The following is a 19,098-nucleotide window of genomic DNA, read 5'->3' on the forward strand; positions in this document are numbered from 1 at the left end:
TGCCCGAAAACGGGAGAAAGAGGAAGCTGCGGAGAAGCCGGAAGATGAAACGGATATAGCGAAGCAAAAGGCGGCGGCAGCGGCCAAGGCGAAAGCAGCGGCATTGGCCCGAAAACGGGAGAAAGAGGAAGCTGCGGAGAAGCCGGAAGATGAAACGGATATAGCGAAGCAAAAGGCGGCGGCAGCGGCCAAGGCGAAAGCGGCGGCATTGGCCCGAAAACGGTCGAAAGAGGATGCGACCGAAAAACCGGAAGGCGATATGGATGCAGCGAAGCAAAAGGCAGCGGCAGCGGCCAAGGCGAAGGCAGCAGCCGCTGCCAAAGCGAAAGCTGCTGCTGCTGCGAAGAACAGGACTGCTGTAAAGGAAAGCGATGAAGTTATCATCCCTAGCGAGCTTTCCCCAAATCAGTTGAAACTCGATCAAATTATTTCTGCTATTGAAAGCCATTTAGGACAAGGGGCATTATTAGAGCACTATATTAATAGATTATCAAAAGATGTACCCACTTTAGTGGCTAATCCGGATACATATTTCTCAATAGCAAAGTTTCTGCGATACGATGAACAGCTTGACTTTTCGTATTTATCGGAACTTCATGGTACGGATTTTGAATCCCATATGGAAATCTATGTACATTTACATTCATTCAAAATGAACCAATCAGTTGCCTTGAAGGTGAAGCTTGATAGGGAATCTCCCGTTATTCCATCATTGGTCTCATTATGGCCAGGAGCAAATTGGCCAGAATGTGAGGCATATGATTTATTAGGTATTAACTTTTATGAACACCCTGATCTAAAACGGATTTTACTTGGTGATGATTGGAAAGGGTATCCCCTTAGAAAAGATTATCAGCCTTATGATGTGGAGGTGTAAGCCCAATGTTAAGGACGGAAGAAATGCTTCTCAATGTCGGGCCGCAGCATCCGAGTACACATGGTGTTTTTCGGCTTGTCATCAAGATTGACGGTGAAATTATAAAAGAGGCTACACCTGTTATTGGGTATCTGCATCGCGGTACGGAAAAATTAGCGGAAAATCTGCAATATACACAAATAATCCCATATACCGATCGGCTCGATTATCTAGCGGCAATGACAAATAATTATGTGCTTTGCCATGCTGTTGAGACAATGATGGGGGTCGAGATTCCCGAAAGGGCAGAATATTTGCGGGTGATCGCAATGGAATTGGGCAGAGTTGCAAGCCACCTTGTCTGGTGGGGTACATACTTGCTGGATATAGGTGCGACGAGCCCTTTCCTATACGCCTTTCGAGAACGTGAAATGATCGTTAATTTATTGACTGAATTGTCAGGGGCACGCCTTACATTCAATTATATGCGTGTTGGAGGCGTGAAATGGGATGCTCCTGAAGACTGGATTGCGAAGGTTGCCGAGTTTGTCCCTTATATGAGGGAGCAGCTTGCCGGTTACCATGAGCTTGTGACAGGGAATGAAATCTTTGTTAATCGGGTTAAGGGGGTGGGCATCTATACGAAGGAAGAAGCCCTGCAGTATTCGCTTAGCGGTGCCAACTTAAGATGTACAGGTGTGAAATGGGATTTACGAAAAAATGAGCCATATTCCATTTACGACAGGTTCACATTTGATGTTCCTACAAGGGAAGAGGGTGATGCCTTTTCTCGCTATCACTGTAGAATGGAAGAAATCGAGGAATCACTGAAAATCATCGAGCAGGCGGTTGAGCAATTTCCAGAAGGGCCTATCCTCGCTAAGGTCCCTAAAATAATAAAGGTTCCTAAGGGTGAAGCATTTGTCAGAATTGAATCGCCAAGAGGGGAAATAGGCTGTTATATCGCGAGTGAAGGGAAAAAGGAGCCATACCGTTTGAAATTTCGCAGACCTTCATTTTATAATCTGCAAATTCTTCCGAAATTATTGGAAGGGGAAAATATGGCGAACTTGATAACGATATTAGGTGCAATCGATATCGTTTTAGGGGAGGTGGATGGATAAATGATCAAGGACCTTCTCCACTCCGCTCCAAGCCTGCTGAATTTTGGCATTTTTTTTGGTTTGGCAGTCCTGCTCCTGTTCGTCGTATTAGGGTTTGTAACCTATGGAATCCTTTCAGAGCGAAAAATCATGGGATTCATGCAGATGCGTGTCGGCCCAAACCAAATTGGGGGGAAATGGGGTCTCTTGCAGACCGTTGCCGATGTTTTGAAACTTCTGATCAAGGAAGATACGATACCCAAAAAAGCTGATAAGCCGTTATATATTTTAGCTCCGGTAATTGCTTTTGCTCCTGCTTTCATGGTCCTTGCCACCTTGCCGTTCACCGATGCCTTCCAATTTGCGGATATAGGTGTCGGACTGCTTTATTATATGGCGATTTCCGGCATATCGACCATCGGCATCGTCACTGCGGGTTGGGCATCCAATAATAAATATTCTTTGATTGGCGGGATGAGGGCAGCCGCGCAAATGATATCTTATGAAATCCCATTGGTGATGTCACTAGTGGGAATCGTCCTCCTAACAGGCAGTTTAAACTTGAATGATATAGTTGCAGCCCAGGAAAGGGTTTGGTTCATTTTTCTTCAGCCGATTGCGTTCATCGTGTTTTTCATTGCATCGGTTGCCGAGTTGAACAGGGTTCCTTTTGACCTTCCGGAAGCGGAATCCGAACTTATTGCAGGCTATCATGTTGAATACTCTGGATTTCGCTGGGCCTTCTTTATGTTATCTGAATATGTGTATATGTTTGCAATGGCAACGCTAACCACTGTATTATTTTTAGGGGGATGGAATTCTATTCCGTTTTTGGATTTTATTCCGGCAGCCATCTGGTTCGGTCTGAAGTTCAGTGCCGTATTCTATGTATTGGTCTGGATTCGTGTAACCTTTCCTCGTATAAGGGCCGATCAATTGATGGAATTCGGATGGAAGGTGCTGCTTCCGGTTGCATTGGCTAATATATTTTTGACGGCACTTATAAAAGAATTGATTAACCTTTTTTAGAAACTTAAGCTGGTCGGAAAGCGAGGGATTTATATGCTTGGTTTAGCAAAAGGTTTAACCTATACATTAAAGAACTTGACGAGGAAAAAAGTGACCTATGACTACCCGAATGAGCCGCTTCCACTTCCTGACCGATTCCGCGGAATCCAGAAATTCTATCCTGAAAAATGTATTGTATGCAATCAGTGCGTGACGATTTGCCCAACGGATTGTATTCAATTAACAGGTAAGAAGCATCCGGACCCGTCGAAAAAAGGGAAAATCATCGATACGTATGACATTAATTTCGAGATTTGCATTTTATGTGATTTATGTACGGAGGTCTGCCCTACAGAAGCAATCGTGATGACGAATCAATTCGAGCTGGCCGAATATAGCCGTGATCATCTATTTAAAAATCTGGAGTGGCTGGATGAAAATGATGAAAATGTCCGGAAGGTGAATAAAGTATGAGTTTGTCGGGTGAATTAATTGCCTTCATTGGTTTGGCACTCGTCTCGATAGTAGGCGGGGTGCTGTTGATTACCTTAACAAAAGTGGTGCACATGGTAATTGCACTTGTTTTTACTTTCTTGGGCATTGCAGGCATTTATATGTTGCTTTCGGCCGAGTTTGTCGCCATTGTTCAAATCCTGATTTATTCAGGGGCTATTACGATCGTGATGCTATTCGGGATTATGCTGACAAAACACCAAGAAAATGATGCACCCGCTAAAGGGGGCTGGGGGAATTTCTCCTTGCTGGCGGCGATTGCTGGATTTGCCGTGGCGGTGTATCTGGGGATTTATAACCTTGATATACCTGTACAGCCAACGGCCTTGCATGAGGAAAATACAAAGCAAATAGGAATCGAACTTTTTTCAAAATATGTAATTCCATTTGAAGTGATGTCGGTACTCCTGCTTGTTGCTTTAGTCGGTGCCATCGTATTGGCTAAAAAAGATGATGAGGAGGGAGATCGATCATGACGGGAGTTCCCTTGTCGGCTTACCTTGTATTGGCACTCGTTTTATTTTGTATAGGGTTGTATGGTGCCTTGACGAAAAGAAATGCGGTCATTGTTTTGATTTCAATCGAGCTGATGCTGAACGCTGCAAATATCAATTTAGTTGCCTTCAGTAAATTGGGGGTAACACCATCCATTACGGGTCAAGTTTTTTCCTTATTCACGATTACGATCGCCGCGGCCGAGGCGGCTGTAGGGCTGGCTATACTAATGTCCCTTTATCGCAATCGGAAGACGGTCAATGTCGATGAAATGGAAATTATGAAGAATTGAAGGTTTATATAAATGAAGAAGGGGATTTGATACGATGATGGAGTACGCATGGCTCATACCGGTCTTTCCACTCGTCACGTTTCTGGTTCTGCTTCTATCAGGCGGGCGGTTGCGGGAACGAGGGGCATTTATAGGAATAATATGTACATTGGCTTCGTTTGTTTTATCGTTGCTCGTCCTGATGGAACGATTTAAAGAACCTACTTATAATATATCGATAGATTGGCTTTCCTTCGGGGGGACGCAACTTTCAGCTGGATTCGAAATCAATCAGCTTAATGCCTTGATGCTTGTGGTCGTTTCCCTTGTCAGCCTGCTTGTCCAGATATATTCGAAGGGGTATATGAAGGGTGAAGTGCGATTCTCCATTTTTTATGCTTATCTGGGCTTCTTCACCTTTGCCATGCTTGGACTTGTCATGGCACCCAATTTATTACAACTTTATATCTTCTGGGAATTGGTCGGGGTGGGTTCTTTCCTGCTCATTGGGTTTTACTTTTATAAACATGAAGCTAAGGCTGCAGCGAAGAAGGCATTCATCATGACCAGGATTGGGGATGTAGGGCTCTTAATCGGCATCATTCTGCTATTCTGGGAAACAGGCAGCTTTGAATATGGAGAGATCTTTCAAGCCGTTCAATCGGGCATGATATCAAGCGAAAAACTGACTTTAATCGCTATTTTGATTTTTATCGGAGCGGTTGGGAAGTCTGGACAATTTCCTCTTCACACGTGGCTTCCGGATGCAATGGAAGGACCGACTCCGGTTTCCGCATTGATACACGCAGCAACCATGGTTGCTGCAGGGGTTTACCTGGTGGCGGCCATGTTTCCGCTATTCATGGCAAGTTTTGCTGCGATGCAGGTCGTAGCGATAACAGGTGGAATTACAGCCATATTCGCCGCAAGCATTGCCATCGTGCAAAAGGATGTTAAGCGTGTATTGGCATATTCGACAATCTCTCAGCTTGGCTTTATGATGCTTGCTTTGGGTACTTCGGGATATGTGGCCGGGGTGTTCCATTTAATGACCCATGCCTTTTTTAAAGCATTGCTGTTTTTGGCAGCAGGCAGTGTTATTCACGCTATACATACACAGGATATGGAAAAGATGGGCGGCCTATGGGGTAAGTTGAATTGGACTGGGCCGCTGTTCTTGACTGGCACGTTGGCGATATCGGGGTTTCCGTTACTCTCAGGTTTTTTCAGTAAAGATGAAATTCTAATGGCAGCCTGGGAGAATGGTAGTTATATATTGTTTGGTCTAGCGGTGGTTACCTCCTTTTTAACTGCTTTTTATATGTTCCGGCTGTTTTTCATGATGTTTGCAGGCGATTCGCGCAGTCAAGTAAAACAGGTCAAGGAATCACCTTCCATCATGCTAATTCCCATGCTCGCATTGGCTTTGCTTGCTGTAATCGGCGGGTATATCCAAACACCATGGTTTGGAACTTTCCTTGGGGAGTGGCTTGTGGAGGGAAATGAAGCTGCTCTAGGCGCCAGCCATAGTGAGGGACCCGTTTGGATAATGTTGCTGGCCGTGCTTGTATCGCTGGCCGGGATATACCTTGCTTATATGATATACGCTAAAAAGAAGTTACCACGGGACTGGCTTGTCAAAGAAAACTCCGGGGTATATCGGGTTTTGGAAAATAAGTATTATATTGATGAGATTTACTATTACACTGCAGGCTATGCAGTCAAGGGCTTTAGTATATTCCTATCTTATATGGAAAGGTTCATTGTCGGCGGCCTGGTTTCCACTGTAACAAGTTCGATAGAAGGATTAGGAAAAATAGGGTCTAAACTGCAAACAGGACAGGTACAGCAATATGGCATGATAGCCTTTCTGGGACTTGCGGTACTGTTGGTGATTTTTGCAGTAACTGGGGGGTATCTAAGATGAATGTCTATTTGCTCTCGCTTTTAGTGTTTTCACCGCTGCTGGGCATAGTGATGGTTGCCCTCATGCCGAAAAAAGAGGGAAGGACGATTAAACAATTTGGCTTTTTCGGAACACTGCCTCCTCTTTTCCTATCGTTCTTTCTATGCAGCCAATATTATTCGGGTGTGGCCCTATCCTTATTTGACATTAAGTTGAATTGGATCAGGTTTGGGAATTTGGAGATGTATGATCCCAAGCTCTTCACGGTTGACTTTGAGTTGGGGCTGGATGGATTAAGTCTCATCTTCATATTACTGACAACAATCATTTCAACACTGGCCGCAATCGCATCCATTTATATAAAAAAGGAATGGAAAGGGTATTATTTGTTATTTTTGATCCTGGAGATTGGGATGCTCGGTGTCTTCACCGCAGAAAATTTAATCCTTTTTTTCATCTTTTTTGAAATGACTTTGATTCCTGCTTTCTTTTTAATTGGCAGATGGGGCTTCCTGGAGAGGGAGAAAGCTTCTTATAGTTTTCTGATTTATAATGGCATTGGTTCGGCTGTTTTATTAGTGGCTATTTTGATTTTGTTTGCCAGGACGGGTACGACCAACATTGCAGCATTGACACAGATGATGACAATGGGCGGTGTTTCACTTTTTGCACCAATATCCGGTTCGATGAAATATGGTTTATGTCTCGCCTTTCTCGTAGCATTTGCGATAAAGCTGCCCGTCTTTCCCTTTCACAGCTGGATGGTGCGGGTCCATGCAGAAGCACCTCCATCCATAGTCATGATACATGCGGGTGTCCTATTGAAAATAGGGGCGTACGGAATCATCCGGTTTGGAATGGGGATATTTCCTGAACAATATAAAAGCTTGGCCTTTACCATTGTCCTATTTGGGGTCCTCAGTTTTTTATATGGTGCATTTCTAGCTTTGGTACAAACGGATTTCAAGCTCGTTTTAGCATACTCATCAATCTCACATATGGGTATCGTCATGATGGGGCTGGGAGCCTTGAATGAAGCGGGCATTCAGGGAGCTATTTTTCAAGTCATCTCACACGGGCTAATTGCTGCTTTGTTGTTTTTCTTGGTGGGAGTGTTGTATGAGCGTACGGGAACCACGATGCTTCCTAAGCTTGGGGGGCTGGCCAAGTCGATGCCGATTTTTTCAGGGTTTATGTTAGCTTGCGGGATGGCTTCACTCGGTTTGCCTGGCATGTCGGGCTTCATCAGTGAATTCATGGTATTTCTTGGCTTATTCAAGAGTCAGCCGTTGCTTGCGGCAATTGGGGTGATCGGGCTGGTTTTAACCGCTGTTTATGTATTGAGGGCGGTCATGCAGATGACTTTCGGGAAAAATGATAGCTTGATAGAAAAAGAGAAATGGGACCTAAGGAGCTGGGAGTTTTTCCCCGCGTTGGTTCTTCTCGCTTTGATAATATCTGTTGGGGTATACCCAAATTTGTTAGGCGGGCCTCTTCAAGGAACGATTGAAGCCATGATGCTTGCTCTAGGGGGGCGATGAAGGATGGATTGGAACACGATGCTTTCTTATGATTGGGGAGCGATGATGCCAGAATTCATCATCCTTGGAACAACCATGATTCTTTCGATATTGGATTTATTCTGGCCAAAGCACTTTAATCGGAGAAAACTGGCATGGCTCGCGCTAACCGGAATCATTTTGGCATGTTTGTCACTGATTAGCCTGCTATCCTTTGAGACAGTCAGTATCTTATCCGATACGTTTCGTTTGGATTCATTTGCAAAAGCTTTTAAGCTGCTGCTGTTATTAGGAGCGGCCTTAATCATCCTTCTGGCTGAAGGATATGAACCGCAAGAGGGGCTGCGGGAGCACCGGGGGGAATTTTATTATCTGTTCCTGACCGCTTTGCTTGGAGCGATGGTCATGTCCTCAAGCGGTGATTTGATAACGCTGTTCGTTGGACTGGAACTGCTTTCACTTTCATCTTATATATTGGTCGGAATACGCAAGCATGATCGGAAGTCCAACGAAGCGTCCATGAAGTATGTAATAAACGGAGGTATTTCCACAGCGATCACTTTATTTGGGATGAGCTATTTATATGGAGTGACCGGTTCCGTCAATCTAGGCGAAATGAGCCGGACGATGGCTGCGATGACGGACGGACAGCTGCAATACATCATGGGCCTCGCTTTCTTCATGGTGTTTGTAGGTATAGCCTTCAAGATAGCTGCCGCTCCATTTCATATGTGGGCGCCGGATGTGTATGAGGGAGCACCGACACCGGTCGCAGCCTTCTTGAGTGTAATTTCGAAAATGGCGGGTTTCGTCATCATCCTGCGCATTTTTCTCTCATTGTTCCTAACAGCTTCCGGTGATACGTTCGGAGCGCTCGACTTTTTGGAAAAAAATAATATCTATATAGCTTCGTTGGCGGGCCTGACGATCATCATTGGAAATGTGGTTGCGTTAAGGCAGCAAAATTTAAAACGATTATTCGCTTATTCAAGCATCGCCCATGCGGGTTACCTGCTTGTAGCGGTGGCCACATTGGGCGGGGGATATTTTCTCCTGGATACTGTCTGGTTTTACCTGATGGCTTATGTATTAATGAATATCGGTATATTCGCAGTCATTCAGCTTCTATCCAGCCAAAGTGGGTCAGAAGATATTAGCATTCTTGCAGGAATGGGGAGGAAATCACCTTATCTTGCCATGGCATTCACCGTATTTATCCTGTCGCTTGCTGGAATCCCCGGTACGACAGGTTTCATTGGCAAACTTAATATTTTTCTTGGAACATTCATAACGGAGCCTGGACATTTTGTCCTTGCGGGAATCATGATTGCAGGTACCATTGTATCCTATGTGTATTATTTCGGCTTATTGGTTCAGGTCTTTTTCCGACCGATTCATTCAGAGAAGGTCATTAAAATCCGTCCGGGTCTTTACATTGTGTTGATCATTTGCGTAATAGGCACCATACTTTTCGGGGTGGCGCCCAATATTGCCTTTGATTTTATTCATGATCAATTTGGCGAATTTACAGACTTTATTTCAAGTAAATGATATAATGCCTGTATCAGAGGCTTGTTCCATTGGATCAAGCCTCTATTTACAGTTTTAAAAAGATATTTTGCAATTCTTCCTTTTAAATTCCAAATATGAAGGGGTTTTGTGTTAGAATAGAATTCGGGTGTCTTTTAGGAGGTATGTACATGTTTTCAGCAATGGGACAGCAGGCTTTAACAGGAATAATTGCACACTTGTTTTTCATCGCAGTTACCTGGTGGGCTCTACAGGCATTACATTTTGATAAAATATTAAGATCCAATTCTGTCATCAAGGCAAGGGTTTTATATATTTTATTAACGGTTGCCATCGGTTCAGTTGTAAGTAATTTCTTCCTCGACTACCTGGGATTTGCAAATCAACTTCCGTATATGTTTAGTAATGACTGATATGCTGTAAGAATTTTCTTATAGCAAAATATGATTCTACTCTTGTATTCGCTTTTGCTTCCTGCCAGTATAAGGGGAAGTTGTCACCAATTGTCGGAAAACTCGAAGTATGATCTCTCTCCTTATGGAAAGAATGTGTAAAAGGGGAGGGATTTAACATGTTTAATTTAAACAAAAAAATGTTATCATACATAGTATTTCTCGGTTTGATGGTGATTTTAATAGGGAATAGTACGATTGTGGCAGAAAGCAAACCAGATATAGTTAAATTGGTGGGACTGTTACAAAAAGATAAAGATTTAGACATAGGCGATTGGTCTGTACTCACTAGAGAAATAAATAAAGAGATTACAACTAAACAAGAGTTTGAAAACGAAGTTACAGCTTTAAAACGAAAATACCCTCAATTTCAATGGCACCGGAAAGATGATGCTTCCGGCTGGAAGGCAGAGGCGTTAACTTACAATGTCGATTCAGGTCTGACCGAGTCTATCAAAATAATGACAACGGAAGAGAAATTTGATAAAGTTACCTATGTTATTTACGAAGTGGAGGGGAAAAAGTGGAAGAAAGCCAATGCGGCATTTTTTACTGCTACGTTCCAAAACAGGGTGAATGACCTATTTATAGGAACTCCTTCAATTTTTTCTTGTATTAAAGGGTCTATCAATGATAATATGGATTCGGTTTTAAGCTCTAAAACTGAAGACCTGTTAGATATGTTCCATGCAAGGGAAATTGAGAGTGTGCATGAAACAAACTTTACATCTATATCTGCACATTCAACATTGTTTAAACAACCTTTGACAAAAGAAAAATTAAATTTGCAGTTTGGGCTACGGACAGAAGGATTGGGTGACCGAACGAACTTTGTAGTTGGCACACCAATCATAACGTTTGAATATTAATATAGAGAAAATGGACGCGGAGGGGAATACTTTTGGAAAAAATCATCGTCCGCGGCGGAAAAAGGCTTAGCGGGACAGTTAAAGTAGAAGGTGCTAAAAACGCCGTTTTGCCAGTTATCGCTGCAACATTATTAGCAAGTGATGGGAAAAGTATCATTAAAGATGTTCCTACGCTCTCCGATGTATATACAATCAATGAAGTATTGCGCAACTTAAATGCAGATGTTGCCTTTCATGACAATCAAGTAACTGTAGATGCATCAAGAGAGTTATTAGAAGAAGCACCATTTGAATATGTACGCAAAATGAGAGCTTCCGTTTTAGTGATGGGCTCATTACTAGCAAGGAATGGCCGGGCCCGCGTTGCTCTTCCTGGTGGCTGTGCCATCGGATCACGTCCTATCGACCAGCATTTAAAGGGCTTTGAAGCGATGGGAGCAAAAGTGAAGGTCGGCAATGGTTTCATTGATGCCGAGGTTGAAGGCAGACTTAAGGGTGCAAGAGTGTATCTTGACTTCCCGAGTGTGGGTGCCACTGAAAACATCATGATGGCAGCAACACTTGCTGAAGGTATAACTATTCTTGAAAATGTGGCCAAAGAGCCTGAAATTGTAGATCTTGCGAATCTCCTTAATAAAATGGGTGCCAAAGTCAGAGGTGCCGGTACTGGTACGATGAGAATCGAAGGTGTCGATAAATTATATGGCACTGAACATACGATTATACCTGACCGTATCGAAGCTGGTACATTCATGACTGCGGCCGCTCTTACTGGCGGCAATGTTCTTGTTCAAGGAGCTGTACCTGAACACCTTACTTCCCTTATTGCCAAAATGGAGGAAATGGGTGTTGAAATTCTTGAAGAAGAAGATGGATTACGCGTTATCGGTCCAAAAACCTTGAAGGCCATTGATATCAAAACAATGCCACATCCTGGTTTCCCGACTGATATGCAATCGCAAATGATGGCATTACTACTTCGTGCTGAAGGAACAAGCATGATTACGGAGACCGTTTTCGAAAACCGTTTTATGCATGTTGAAGAATTCCGTCGCATGAATGCCAATATTAAAATAGAAGGTCGTTCCGTTATCGTTAACGGACCAACTAACATTCAAGGTGCTGAAGTAGCTGCAACAGATTTACGTGCCGCGGCAGCGCTCATCCTGACTGGATTGGTTGCAGATGGCATTACACGTGTTACAGAATTGAAGCATCTTGACAGAGGGTACGTGAATTTCCATGGTAAATTGGCATCTCTAGGTGCTGATGTGGAACGTATTAACGAAGATGTACCTGCTGAAACAAAAAAAATCGCAGATTTAAACGCATAAGTTAGCTTATAAAACCATTCACGTTCGAGTCATTGAACCGTGAATGGTTTTTTTTGTCTTGTTCCTGGTTCATCGCCTACAGTTAAATAGTTGTCGTTTTTCTATTCATAAAAGCTTGTCCTTCGACATACATTTGTTATGTAAAGATGATACCTGCCGAATGCGATTTACGGCAGAGAAAACAAGTGTAGGGAGGCTCAGGAATTTGAAAGCAATCAAACCGATGATCGTACTATTCATAGCAGTAGCATTCGTAATTATCATGATTCCAGCAGTGCTTGTGCTTCCATTTTCAAATGAAAAGACAAGTGGGCAATTGACCGAAGAGTTGGAAAAGAAAGTGAAGAATGAGGGTAAAGAGGTAGCTGCAAATGAAATGAGTTCCGTAGAAGTTGCCGTTTACCGCACATCTGCAAAAAAGATTGAAAAACTGCCGATTGAATCGTACTTGACTGGTGTGGTTGCAGCTGAAATGCCAGCAGATTTTGAAGAAGAAGCGCTGAAGGCACAAGCATTGACAGCGAGAACCTACATTGTCAATCAGCTCATAAGCGAAAGTCGATTAGGCTTGCCTGAAGGTGCCGATGTAAGCGATACGGTCATGCACCAAGTTTATAAGAATAATGATGAGCTGAAAAAACAGTGGGGCTCTGATTATAAATCGAAGATGCAAAAAATCAACAAGGCTATAAAGGAAACGGCCGGTCAAATCTTAACCTATGAAGGAAAACCGATTACTGCCACTTTTTTTTCGACCAGCAATGGCTATACGGAGAATTCAGAGGACTATTGGCAAGCTGAATTTCCCTATTTAAAAAGTGTATCCAGTCCATGGGATAAAGAAGAATCACCAAAATTTTATAATAAAGTTGTTGTTGATACTGCAGATTTTGAAAAAAAGCTGGGTGTAAGTCTTTCTTCGGGAACATCTATAGGGACTGTCATTGAAAGAACATCGGGTAATCGCGTAGGTGTAGTGGAAATCGGAGGAAAGAAAATGACAGGAAAACAGATTCGTGAGAAGCTCGGGCTGACATCATCCGATTTTGACTGGGAGCGTCAAGGCAACCAGATTGTCATCACGACAAAAGGGTCCGGACACGGAGTTGGAATGAGCCAGTACGGTGCTAATGGCATGGCCAGGGAAGGAAAAACCTATGAAGACATCGTTAAATATTATTATAAAGGCGTCAAAGTTCAGTCTTCAAGTAAGTGGCTGAATACGATGACGGCAAAAAAATGAGAGATGGGGATCCCATCTCTCATTTTTTTTCGTTTAATTTTTCTATAATCGTCAAAAAGCCCCGTTTACGCTTGAAATAATGATATTGGACATGAAAATAGACTGCAGCCACTCCAATGATATCCTTAATGACATCTATTAAGGTAGAGGAGCGGTATGGGACGAAAGATTGGTGGTATTCATCAATAACACCGTAAAGGCAAGCTACAAGGGCAGCCAACAGGCTTAAACCTGCTTTCATTTTTTGGTTTGCGGCAAGGGCCGAAACTAATAATATATACAAAAGGGCAAATTCGACCAGATGAAGTGCCTCTTTGATAAATCGGTCAATTGAGGATGAGGGAAGATCAAGAATCATATCATCGGGGTTGCTCGACATTATCCAAATGGCAATCATATATAGGAAAGGCAATAACGTTAACACAAGTTTAAAAGCTTTTTTCATGATTTAAACATCCTTCAACAGTAAGATATCAAACATTTTACCATTCTGCGAATAAAATCGGTTTCATTTCCACAAAATAAATCTAAAAAAATTTTTTCCTGAATGTATATAATCTTGGCAAAATGTTCAGAATGATTGCTGAGGTGATTAATATGAGAGAGGAAGAAAAGAAACCAACTTCCACAATCCGACGTATACTAAAACAACGTTGGGCATTATCAGCAATCTATATCGCAAGTGCAGCCATAATCTTAGCCGCGGCCTTCTTATTACAAAATAGTTTTAATGATTCAGCTAAAGATGGCAATGAGGAATCAGCTGAAACAGGAAAAAACTATGGTGAGCCTTCTGTAGAGGTTAATAGTAATCTTGAGACAATCAAGATGCCTGTAGCCAATGCAGATAAAACGGTTATCAAGAAACAGTTTTATGATGTGAATGCGGATGAAAAGGCACAAGAAGAAGCATTGGTTTTCTACAACAATAGATATGAGCAAAATAAAGGTATAGACATTGCAATGGAAGATGGAAAGTCTTTCGATGTAAAAGCTTCCTTAAGTGGAAATGTAACGAAAGTTCAAGACGATGCGTTGCTTGGAAATTTAGTTGAAGTTGAGCATGAAGATGGTGTCGTTACCCGTTATCAATCTGTTAAAGACATTAAGGTTGCAGTCGGTGACAAAGTGAAACAAGGACAAGCAATTGCTACAGCTGGAAAAAGCCAAATCAATGAAGAGGCTGGCGTACATGTCCACTTCGAAATCAGAAAAGATAACATTGCGTTAAACCCACTTGATTTTGTTGATAAACAAGCTTCTGCGATTCAATCGGCAACTGAAGCCGAGGGCAGTGAACTTAAAAATTCAGGTAATAAAGAAGAAACACCTGCAGTCGAAGGATCTGAAGCTGATAAAGAAGAAACGCCTGCAGTCGAAGAGTCTGAAACTGGCACAGAAGAAACTCCTGCAGTTGACGAATCTGAAGAGGGCACTGATTTAGAGAATGGCACTGATGAGGAAGGCTCTGTCCCTGGTGAAGATACAACTGAAGAAAGCGATTCCTTAAAAGATTCGTTAAATCAATCTAATTAAAATTAAGATTTTTAATAAAATCAAAACAAAAACCTAGAACGTTACGAATGACAACAACTGAAAATTTGGTAAAAGGAAGCCGTTCACTTTGAACGGCTTCCTTTTTTTCTTTCGAGGAAATATTGGACAATATGCTGAAACCTTTGAATTTCTGACAAATTTCTCGGGAAATAATTTGCTCTTAAGGAAAAGAAACAGATGAAAATCATAAATAAATCCAAACCTCCTGTCCCATTAGGCATATATTCTTAACCAAGCTAATAAGATGTTATAAACCATGCAAAGAGAGTGTTTGAGGTGAGGAATCGTTTATTACAAATTATCTAATAGGTGAATAATTCTATCTTTCATTGTTTATAGGGCAGCGGTATTCGATTCGAAAAATACGAATCTCATTTCACACTTCTCACATCCAATTTGGGGAGGTCGAGTGGTGTGCACGATTACATCAAAGAAAGAACTATCAAGATAGGAAAGTATATCGTGGAAACTAGAAAAACAGTCCGCGTCATTGCAAAAGAGTTCGGGGTCTCTAAAAGCACAGTGCATAAAGACTTAACTGAGAGGCTGCCAGAAATTAATCCTGATTTGGCTAACGAAGTGAAGGATATATTGGATTATCATAAATCCATTCGTCACCTTAGAGGCGGAGAAGCGACAAAATTAAAATATAAACGTTCTGAAAGAGAAGAAGAAATCGTTAAATGATACTTGAATCATTCCGGCAATTGGAAGTGAATCGGGCAATCGGGTAATGAATGAGGGGACATGAAAGTGAGTGTCAGCTCTTTTCTCAACCTTGTTGCGGTTCCATGCCGGGATTTTTTTATGGGGAAATAAGGAAATGTAGTACATAAGGCACCGGATTTTTTTACATATTGGCAAATTAGGAAATAATAGTCTATATTAGTGTTTATTTATAATTCATACTTACTTGTGTCAATGCAATATGGTAAAATAAACAATTAGGACAGAAGTAGGTTATATGTGAGGATATTCAAGGAGGATTTAAGAAATGTTTGCTAGAGATATTGGGATAGACCTTGGAACAGCCAATGTTCTTATACATGTCAAAGGTAAAGGAATTGTGTTAAATGAGCCTTCGGTAGTTGCGATTGATAAGAATACGAACCGTGTTCTTGCCGTCGGTGAAGAAGCTCGTAAAATGGTAGGCCGTACTCCAGGAAACATCATCGCAATCCGACCTTTAAAAGACGGTGTCATTGCGGATTTTGATGTAACAGAATCGATGCTTAAGCATTTTATCAATACATTGAATGTGAAAGGCTTCCTTTCAAAGCCTAGAATTTTAATCTGCTGCCCGACCAACATAACAAGTGTCGAACAAAAGGCGATTAAAGAAGCTGCCGAAAAAAGCGGTGGAAAGAAAGTATTCCTTGAAGAAGAACCAAAAGTGGCTGCAATCGGTGCCGGCATGGATATTTTTCAACCAAGCGGCAATATGGTCGTGGACATTGGCGGAGGTACAACGGATATTGCCGTTCTTTCAATGGGGGATATCGTTACATCTTCTTCTATCAAAATGGCCGGTGACAAATTCGATAATGAAATATTAAATTATGTCAAACGGAAGTATAAGCTCCTCATTGGTGAACGTACAGCGGAAAACATTAAAATCCAGGTTGCGACCGTCTTCCCTGGATCTCGTAATGAAGTCATCGATATCCGTGGGCGCGATATGGTATCGGGATTGCCTAGAACCATTTCGGTCAATTCAGAAGAAATTGAGGAGGCTCTCCGCGAGCAGGTTTCCATCATTGTACAAGCTGCAAAAAGCGTACTTGAGCGGACGCCGCCAGAACTTTCTGCTGATATCATCGACCGAGGCGTCATTTTAACAGGCGGGGGAGCATTGCTTCATGGGATTGATTTACTTCTTGCCGAAGAGCTTAAGGTCCCAGTACTCGTTGCCGAGCAGCCAATGGATTGTGTAGCAATCGGAACCGGTATCATGCTTGATAATATGGATAAATTGCCACGGCACAAATTCAACTAAAAAGCGGATGGAAATCTGCATCATAAGATAGGGGTCTAAGGTTCAGACAAACGTGAGGCATAGTGAAAGTCGTGCAGTTCTAGTACTGATGAGCAATAGGCCCTCTTCTTTTAGTCGAAAATTTAACACCATTCCTTTAAATTTGACCTTGCCTACGATATAGACAAATTCTTCTGCCTAATGCTTTTCCTTTTCCTTAACATACTGATGTTCATGTCCGATAAGATAGATATGAGAAATCGAACGGAATAAGTTATGTAGATTGAGGAGTGAAGAAGATGTTAAGAGGTTTTTATACGGCTGCTTCCGGGATGCTTACACAGCAAAGGCGCACAGAATTGCTCACAAACAATATGTCCAATGCGAATACAACAGGGTATAAAGCGGATCAAATGAGCGTAAGGTCTTTTCCGGAAATGCTCATAAGCAACATAGGTGGTAAAACGGTTCCTACTGAGAACAAATTGAACATGACTAACTTATCCCAGGTTGGAGGGCTCAGTACGGGTGTTTACGTACAGGAGGCGAATCCTTTATTTACCCAGGGTACATTGGAGGAAACTCAGCTTAATACGGATATTTCCTTAGTTGATGAAAATCTGCCGATCAATGAAGAAACGGGTCGGCAAGGATCGGTGTTTTTTACTGTCCAGGATAGGGATGGTGCTATCCGTTATACGCGTAACGGCAGTTTCACCCTGGATGGGCAAGGTTATATGACCACGCCTTCGGGTCATTATGTATTGAATGAAAATAATGAAAAGATCAAGCTTGATAGCGATCAGTTCACAGTAGCGGAAAACGGTGTTATTTTAGAAGGAAATGTTCAGACCGCACGTATGGGCATCGGTTATTCGAATGATCCGTCATTACAGCTCATGAAGGATGGGGAAGGCCTATTTAAGGCTGTGAATGATGGGGATTTACCTAGCGCATACGTGGCTGCAGATGTCGGTTTTTCTACTAAGCAAGGCTTTCTTGAAGGCTCCAATGTTGACCAATCGAGAACGATGACAGAAATGATGTCGGCATACCGCTCTTTTGAAGCGAATCAGAAGGTTCTTCAAGCCTATGATAAAAGTTTGGATAAAGCAGTCAATGAGGTTGGCAGGCTTTAATTGAACAGTAGAAAAAATGATTTTGGAAATTTGAACATGTAAGGGGAAAAACCATGAATCGGACGATGATGACGGCGACGAATACGCTGAACCAACTTCAAAGTAAAATCGATCATATAAGTAATAATATCGCGAATGTGGACACGACTGCCTACAAAAAGAGCCAAACGAGCTTCAATGACTTATTGACACAGAGTTTCAATAATCAACCGAGTGAGACCAAGGAAAAAGGAAGGTTGACCACACCTGGCATCCGGCAGGGAACAGGTGCCATGATAAGCCAATCTCAATTGGTGCTTTCACAGGGACCCTTAAAGACGACGGATCGCAACCTTGATGCTGCATTCACCCGTGAGGACCAATTCTTCACAGTAAGCGTTCAGGGTGAAAATGGGATCAATACAAGGCTAACAAGGGATGGTGCCTTTTATTTATCTCCTAATGGTAACGACCAAATGTTGCTCGTTACCTCTGCAGGACATAAAGTCCTTGATGAAAATGGTGAACCGATCCTCATTGAGGGAAATATTAAAGACATTAAGATTTCGGAAACTGGTTTATTGATAGTGGATACGGAAGAATATGGAAAACGTAGTTTTGGTCTCGGGATCGTCTCGGTAAAAAACCCCCAATTTCTTGACCGCTTAGGCGGAAATTTACTTGGTATGCCCGAAAACTTCAATGCCTTGGGTGGTACTGAAGACGATATCATGACTGCACTAACAGGGGATTCCCGTAACCAGGCAGCAGTTCAACAAGGCACTCTGGAGTCCTCGAATGTCGATCTTTCCAAAGAAATGACGGATCTAATCAATGTTCAGCGGTCTTACCAATTTCAATCCCGAGCGGTAACGATGGCTGATCAAATGAGCGGATTAGTCAATGGAATCCGTTAAGGTATCTGGTAAATAAAATGTCTCCCTGCGGAATTAGAGCAAATCGGTTATAATGAATTCATAACAAAGGAAATCATCGTGCCGATCATTTTGCATAGCTGCTGAATTTCTGATAGTGAAAATCAGTCGGCGAGTTTTCTTAAAAGGAGCTTTCACATTCTATATGGAACAAAATCGTGTAATGAGACAACAAATTGAAGAAGAGATAAAGGAAGTTGAGGCGAAACCGAATCGTAGAGTCAAGGTCCGTCTTTTACCGATTTGGCTTCGTTTACTCATTGTTATCGGATTGATTTTCATTGCTGTATTATCCGGGGCACTATTAGGATACAGTGTGATTGGTGGAGGACATGCAATGGATGTTTTCCAAAAATCCACATGGACCCATATTATTGATATAGTGAACAAGGGCGCGTAGTTCCATGTTTTTT

20 protein-coding genes are annotated in these 19,098 nt (G+C 42.3%); 19 read left to right on the top strand and 1 reads right to left on the bottom strand.

The window, feature by feature from the left end; all coding sequences use genetic code 11:
* The 13 genes from ACIROD_RS19810 to spoIID form a co-directional block, all read left to right on the top strand.
* A partial coding sequence (locus ACIROD_RS19810) for an NADH-quinone oxidoreductase subunit C (protein WP_402943345.1) occupies positions 1-877 on the top strand: 877 nt, incomplete at its 5' end.
* A gap of 5 nt (positions 878-882) precedes the next feature.
* Positions 883-1,980, top strand: a complete 1,098-nt coding sequence (locus ACIROD_RS19815) for an NADH-quinone oxidoreductase subunit D (RefSeq protein WP_101223829.1) — start codon at positions 883-885, stop codon at positions 1,978-1,980.
* Positions 1,981-2,988: an NADH-quinone oxidoreductase subunit NuoH gene (gene nuoH / locus ACIROD_RS19820; protein WP_402943348.1), complete on the top strand. Its 1,008-nt coding sequence runs from the start codon at positions 1,981-1,983 to the stop codon at positions 2,986-2,988.
* Positions 2,989-3,021: 33 nt separating this feature from the next.
* A complete protein-coding gene (gene nuoI / locus ACIROD_RS19825) occupies positions 3,022-3,441 on the top strand; it encodes an NADH-quinone oxidoreductase subunit NuoI (protein ID WP_101223827.1) in 420 nt (139 codons plus the stop codon).
* Complete coding sequence (locus ACIROD_RS19830) at positions 3,438-3,956, top strand: NADH-quinone oxidoreductase subunit J (protein WP_101223826.1); 519 nt, start codon at positions 3,438-3,440, stop codon at positions 3,954-3,956. The genes nuoI and ACIROD_RS19830 overlap by 4 nt, the downstream gene beginning before the upstream one ends.
* The gene (gene nuoK, locus ACIROD_RS19835) at positions 3,953-4,267 is read left to right on the top strand and encodes an NADH-quinone oxidoreductase subunit NuoK (RefSeq protein ID WP_101223825.1); all 315 of its coding nucleotides are present in this window, start codon (positions 3,953-3,955) and stop codon (positions 4,265-4,267) included. Before ACIROD_RS19830 ends, nuoK begins: the two co-directional genes overlap by 4 nt.
* A gap of 34 nt (positions 4,268-4,301) precedes the next feature.
* A complete protein-coding gene (gene nuoL, locus ACIROD_RS19840) occupies positions 4,302-6,173 on the top strand; it encodes an NADH-quinone oxidoreductase subunit L (protein WP_260358787.1) in 1,872 nt (623 codons plus the stop codon).
* Positions 6,170-7,693 (top strand): complex I subunit 4 family protein, encoded by a 1,524-nt coding sequence (locus ACIROD_RS19845; protein WP_402943353.1) that lies wholly within the window; start codon positions 6,170-6,172, stop codon positions 7,691-7,693. Before nuoL ends, ACIROD_RS19845 begins: the two co-directional genes overlap by 4 nt.
* A 3-nt stretch (positions 7,694-7,696) precedes the next feature.
* Entirely contained in the window at positions 7,697-9,223 is a 1,527-nt protein-coding gene (nuoN, locus tag ACIROD_RS19850) for an NADH-quinone oxidoreductase subunit NuoN (protein ID WP_101223822.1), read from the top strand.
* Positions 9,224-9,372: 149 nt separating this feature from the next.
* A complete protein-coding gene (locus ACIROD_RS19855) occupies positions 9,373-9,615 on the top strand; it encodes a DUF1146 family protein (protein WP_101223821.1) in 243 nt (80 codons plus the stop codon).
* 158 nt (positions 9,616-9,773) lie between these two features.
* Positions 9,774-10,523 (top strand): YwmB family TATA-box binding protein, encoded by a 750-nt coding sequence (locus ACIROD_RS19860; protein ID WP_402943356.1) that lies wholly within the window; start codon positions 9,774-9,776, stop codon positions 10,521-10,523.
* Between the two features lie 32 nt (positions 10,524-10,555).
* A complete protein-coding gene (gene murA / locus ACIROD_RS19865; RefSeq protein WP_098371638.1) occupies positions 10,556-11,857 on the top strand; it encodes a UDP-N-acetylglucosamine 1-carboxyvinyltransferase in 1,302 nt (433 codons plus the stop codon).
* 205 nt (positions 11,858-12,062) lie between these two features.
* Positions 12,063-13,100, top strand: a complete 1,038-nt coding sequence (gene spoIID / locus ACIROD_RS19870; RefSeq protein ID WP_230176120.1) for a stage II sporulation protein D — start codon at positions 12,063-12,065, stop codon at positions 13,098-13,100.
* A 19-nt stretch (positions 13,101-13,119) separates the two neighbouring features.
* Here spoIID and ACIROD_RS19875 read toward each other — a convergent pair whose 3' ends face one another.
* Complete coding sequence (locus tag ACIROD_RS19875) at positions 13,120-13,545, bottom strand: VanZ family protein (protein ID WP_101223818.1); 426 nt, start codon at positions 13,543-13,545, stop codon at positions 13,120-13,122.
* Between the two features lie 152 nt (positions 13,546-13,697).
* On the opposite strand from ACIROD_RS19875, the gene spoIIQ reads away from it, so the two are divergent.
* From spoIIQ to ACIROD_RS19905, 6 genes are all read left to right on the top strand, one after another.
* Positions 13,698-14,636 (top strand): stage II sporulation protein SpoIIQ, encoded by a 939-nt coding sequence (gene spoIIQ, locus ACIROD_RS19880; RefSeq protein WP_402943360.1) that lies wholly within the window; start codon positions 13,698-13,700, stop codon positions 14,634-14,636.
* A gap of 435 nt (positions 14,637-15,071) precedes the next feature.
* Positions 15,072-15,344 carry a sporulation transcriptional regulator SpoIIID gene (gene spoIIID / locus ACIROD_RS19885; RefSeq protein WP_034315767.1) on the top strand — a complete coding sequence of 91 codons (273 nt, stop codon included), beginning with the start codon at positions 15,072-15,074 and terminating at the stop codon, positions 15,342-15,344.
* 307 nt (positions 15,345-15,651) lie between these two features.
* The gene (gene mreB / locus ACIROD_RS19890; protein WP_101223816.1) at positions 15,652-16,653 is read left to right on the top strand and encodes a rod shape-determining protein; all 1,002 of its coding nucleotides are present in this window, start codon (positions 15,652-15,654) and stop codon (positions 16,651-16,653) included.
* A 278-nt stretch (positions 16,654-16,931) separates the two neighbouring features.
* Complete coding sequence (locus tag ACIROD_RS19895) at positions 16,932-17,771, top strand: flagellar hook-basal body protein (RefSeq protein WP_402943363.1); 840 nt, start codon at positions 16,932-16,934, stop codon at positions 17,769-17,771.
* A gap of 53 nt (positions 17,772-17,824) precedes the next feature.
* Positions 17,825-18,667, top strand: coding sequence for a flagellar hook-basal body protein (locus ACIROD_RS19900; protein WP_402943366.1), 843 nt, complete (start codon positions 17,825-17,827; stop codon positions 18,665-18,667).
* 163 nt (positions 18,668-18,830) lie between these two features.
* Complete coding sequence (locus ACIROD_RS19905; protein ID WP_101223813.1) at positions 18,831-19,085, top strand: DNA-directed RNA polymerase subunit beta; 255 nt, start codon at positions 18,831-18,833, stop codon at positions 19,083-19,085.
* Positions 19,086-19,098: the final 13 nt, after the last annotated feature.

This window comes from Peribacillus sp. NPDC101481 (assembly GCF_044767165.1).
Taxonomy (GTDB): Bacteria; Bacillota; Bacilli; order Bacillales; family DSM-1321; genus Peribacillus.

Excerpts from the sequence above, each read along its gene's own strand:
- ACIROD_RS19815 (WP_101223829.1), top strand. The coding sequence starts at position 883 with ATGTTAAGGACGGAAGAAATGCTTCTCAATGTCGGGCCGCAGCATCCG.
- nuoH (WP_402943348.1), top strand. The coding sequence starts at position 1,981 with ATGATCAAGGACCTTCTCCACTCCGCTCCAAGCCTGCTGAATTTTGGC.
- nuoI (WP_101223827.1), top strand. The coding sequence starts at position 3,022 with ATGCTTGGTTTAGCAAAAGGTTTAACCTATACATTAAAGAACTTGACG.
- ACIROD_RS19830 (WP_101223826.1), top strand. The coding sequence starts at position 3,438 with ATGAGTTTGTCGGGTGAATTAATTGCCTTCATTGGTTTGGCACTCGTC.
- nuoK (WP_101223825.1), top strand. The coding sequence starts at position 3,953 with ATGACGGGAGTTCCCTTGTCGGCTTACCTTGTATTGGCACTCGTTTTA.
- nuoL (WP_260358787.1), top strand. The coding sequence starts at position 4,302 with ATGATGGAGTACGCATGGCTCATACCGGTCTTTCCACTCGTCACGTTT.
- ACIROD_RS19845 (WP_402943353.1), top strand. The coding sequence starts at position 6,170 with ATGAATGTCTATTTGCTCTCGCTTTTAGTGTTTTCACCGCTGCTGGGC.
- nuoN (WP_101223822.1), top strand. The coding sequence starts at position 7,697 with ATGGATTGGAACACGATGCTTTCTTATGATTGGGGAGCGATGATGCCA.
- ACIROD_RS19855 (WP_101223821.1), top strand. The coding sequence starts at position 9,373 with ATGTTTTCAGCAATGGGACAGCAGGCTTTAACAGGAATAATTGCACAC.
- ACIROD_RS19860 (WP_402943356.1), top strand. The coding sequence starts at position 9,774 with ATGTTTAATTTAAACAAAAAAATGTTATCATACATAGTATTTCTCGGT.
- ACIROD_RS19875 (WP_101223818.1), bottom strand. The coding sequence starts at position 13,545 with ATGAAAAAAGCTTTTAAACTTGTGTTAACGTTATTGCCTTTCCTATAT.
- spoIIQ (WP_402943360.1), top strand. The coding sequence starts at position 13,698 with ATGAGAGAGGAAGAAAAGAAACCAACTTCCACAATCCGACGTATACTA.
- mreB (WP_101223816.1), top strand. The coding sequence starts at position 15,652 with ATGTTTGCTAGAGATATTGGGATAGACCTTGGAACAGCCAATGTTCTT.
- ACIROD_RS19895 (WP_402943363.1), top strand. The coding sequence starts at position 16,932 with ATGTTAAGAGGTTTTTATACGGCTGCTTCCGGGATGCTTACACAGCAA.
- ACIROD_RS19900 (WP_402943366.1), top strand. The coding sequence starts at position 17,825 with ATGAATCGGACGATGATGACGGCGACGAATACGCTGAACCAACTTCAA.
- ACIROD_RS19905 (WP_101223813.1), top strand. The coding sequence starts at position 18,831 with ATGGAACAAAATCGTGTAATGAGACAACAAATTGAAGAAGAGATAAAG.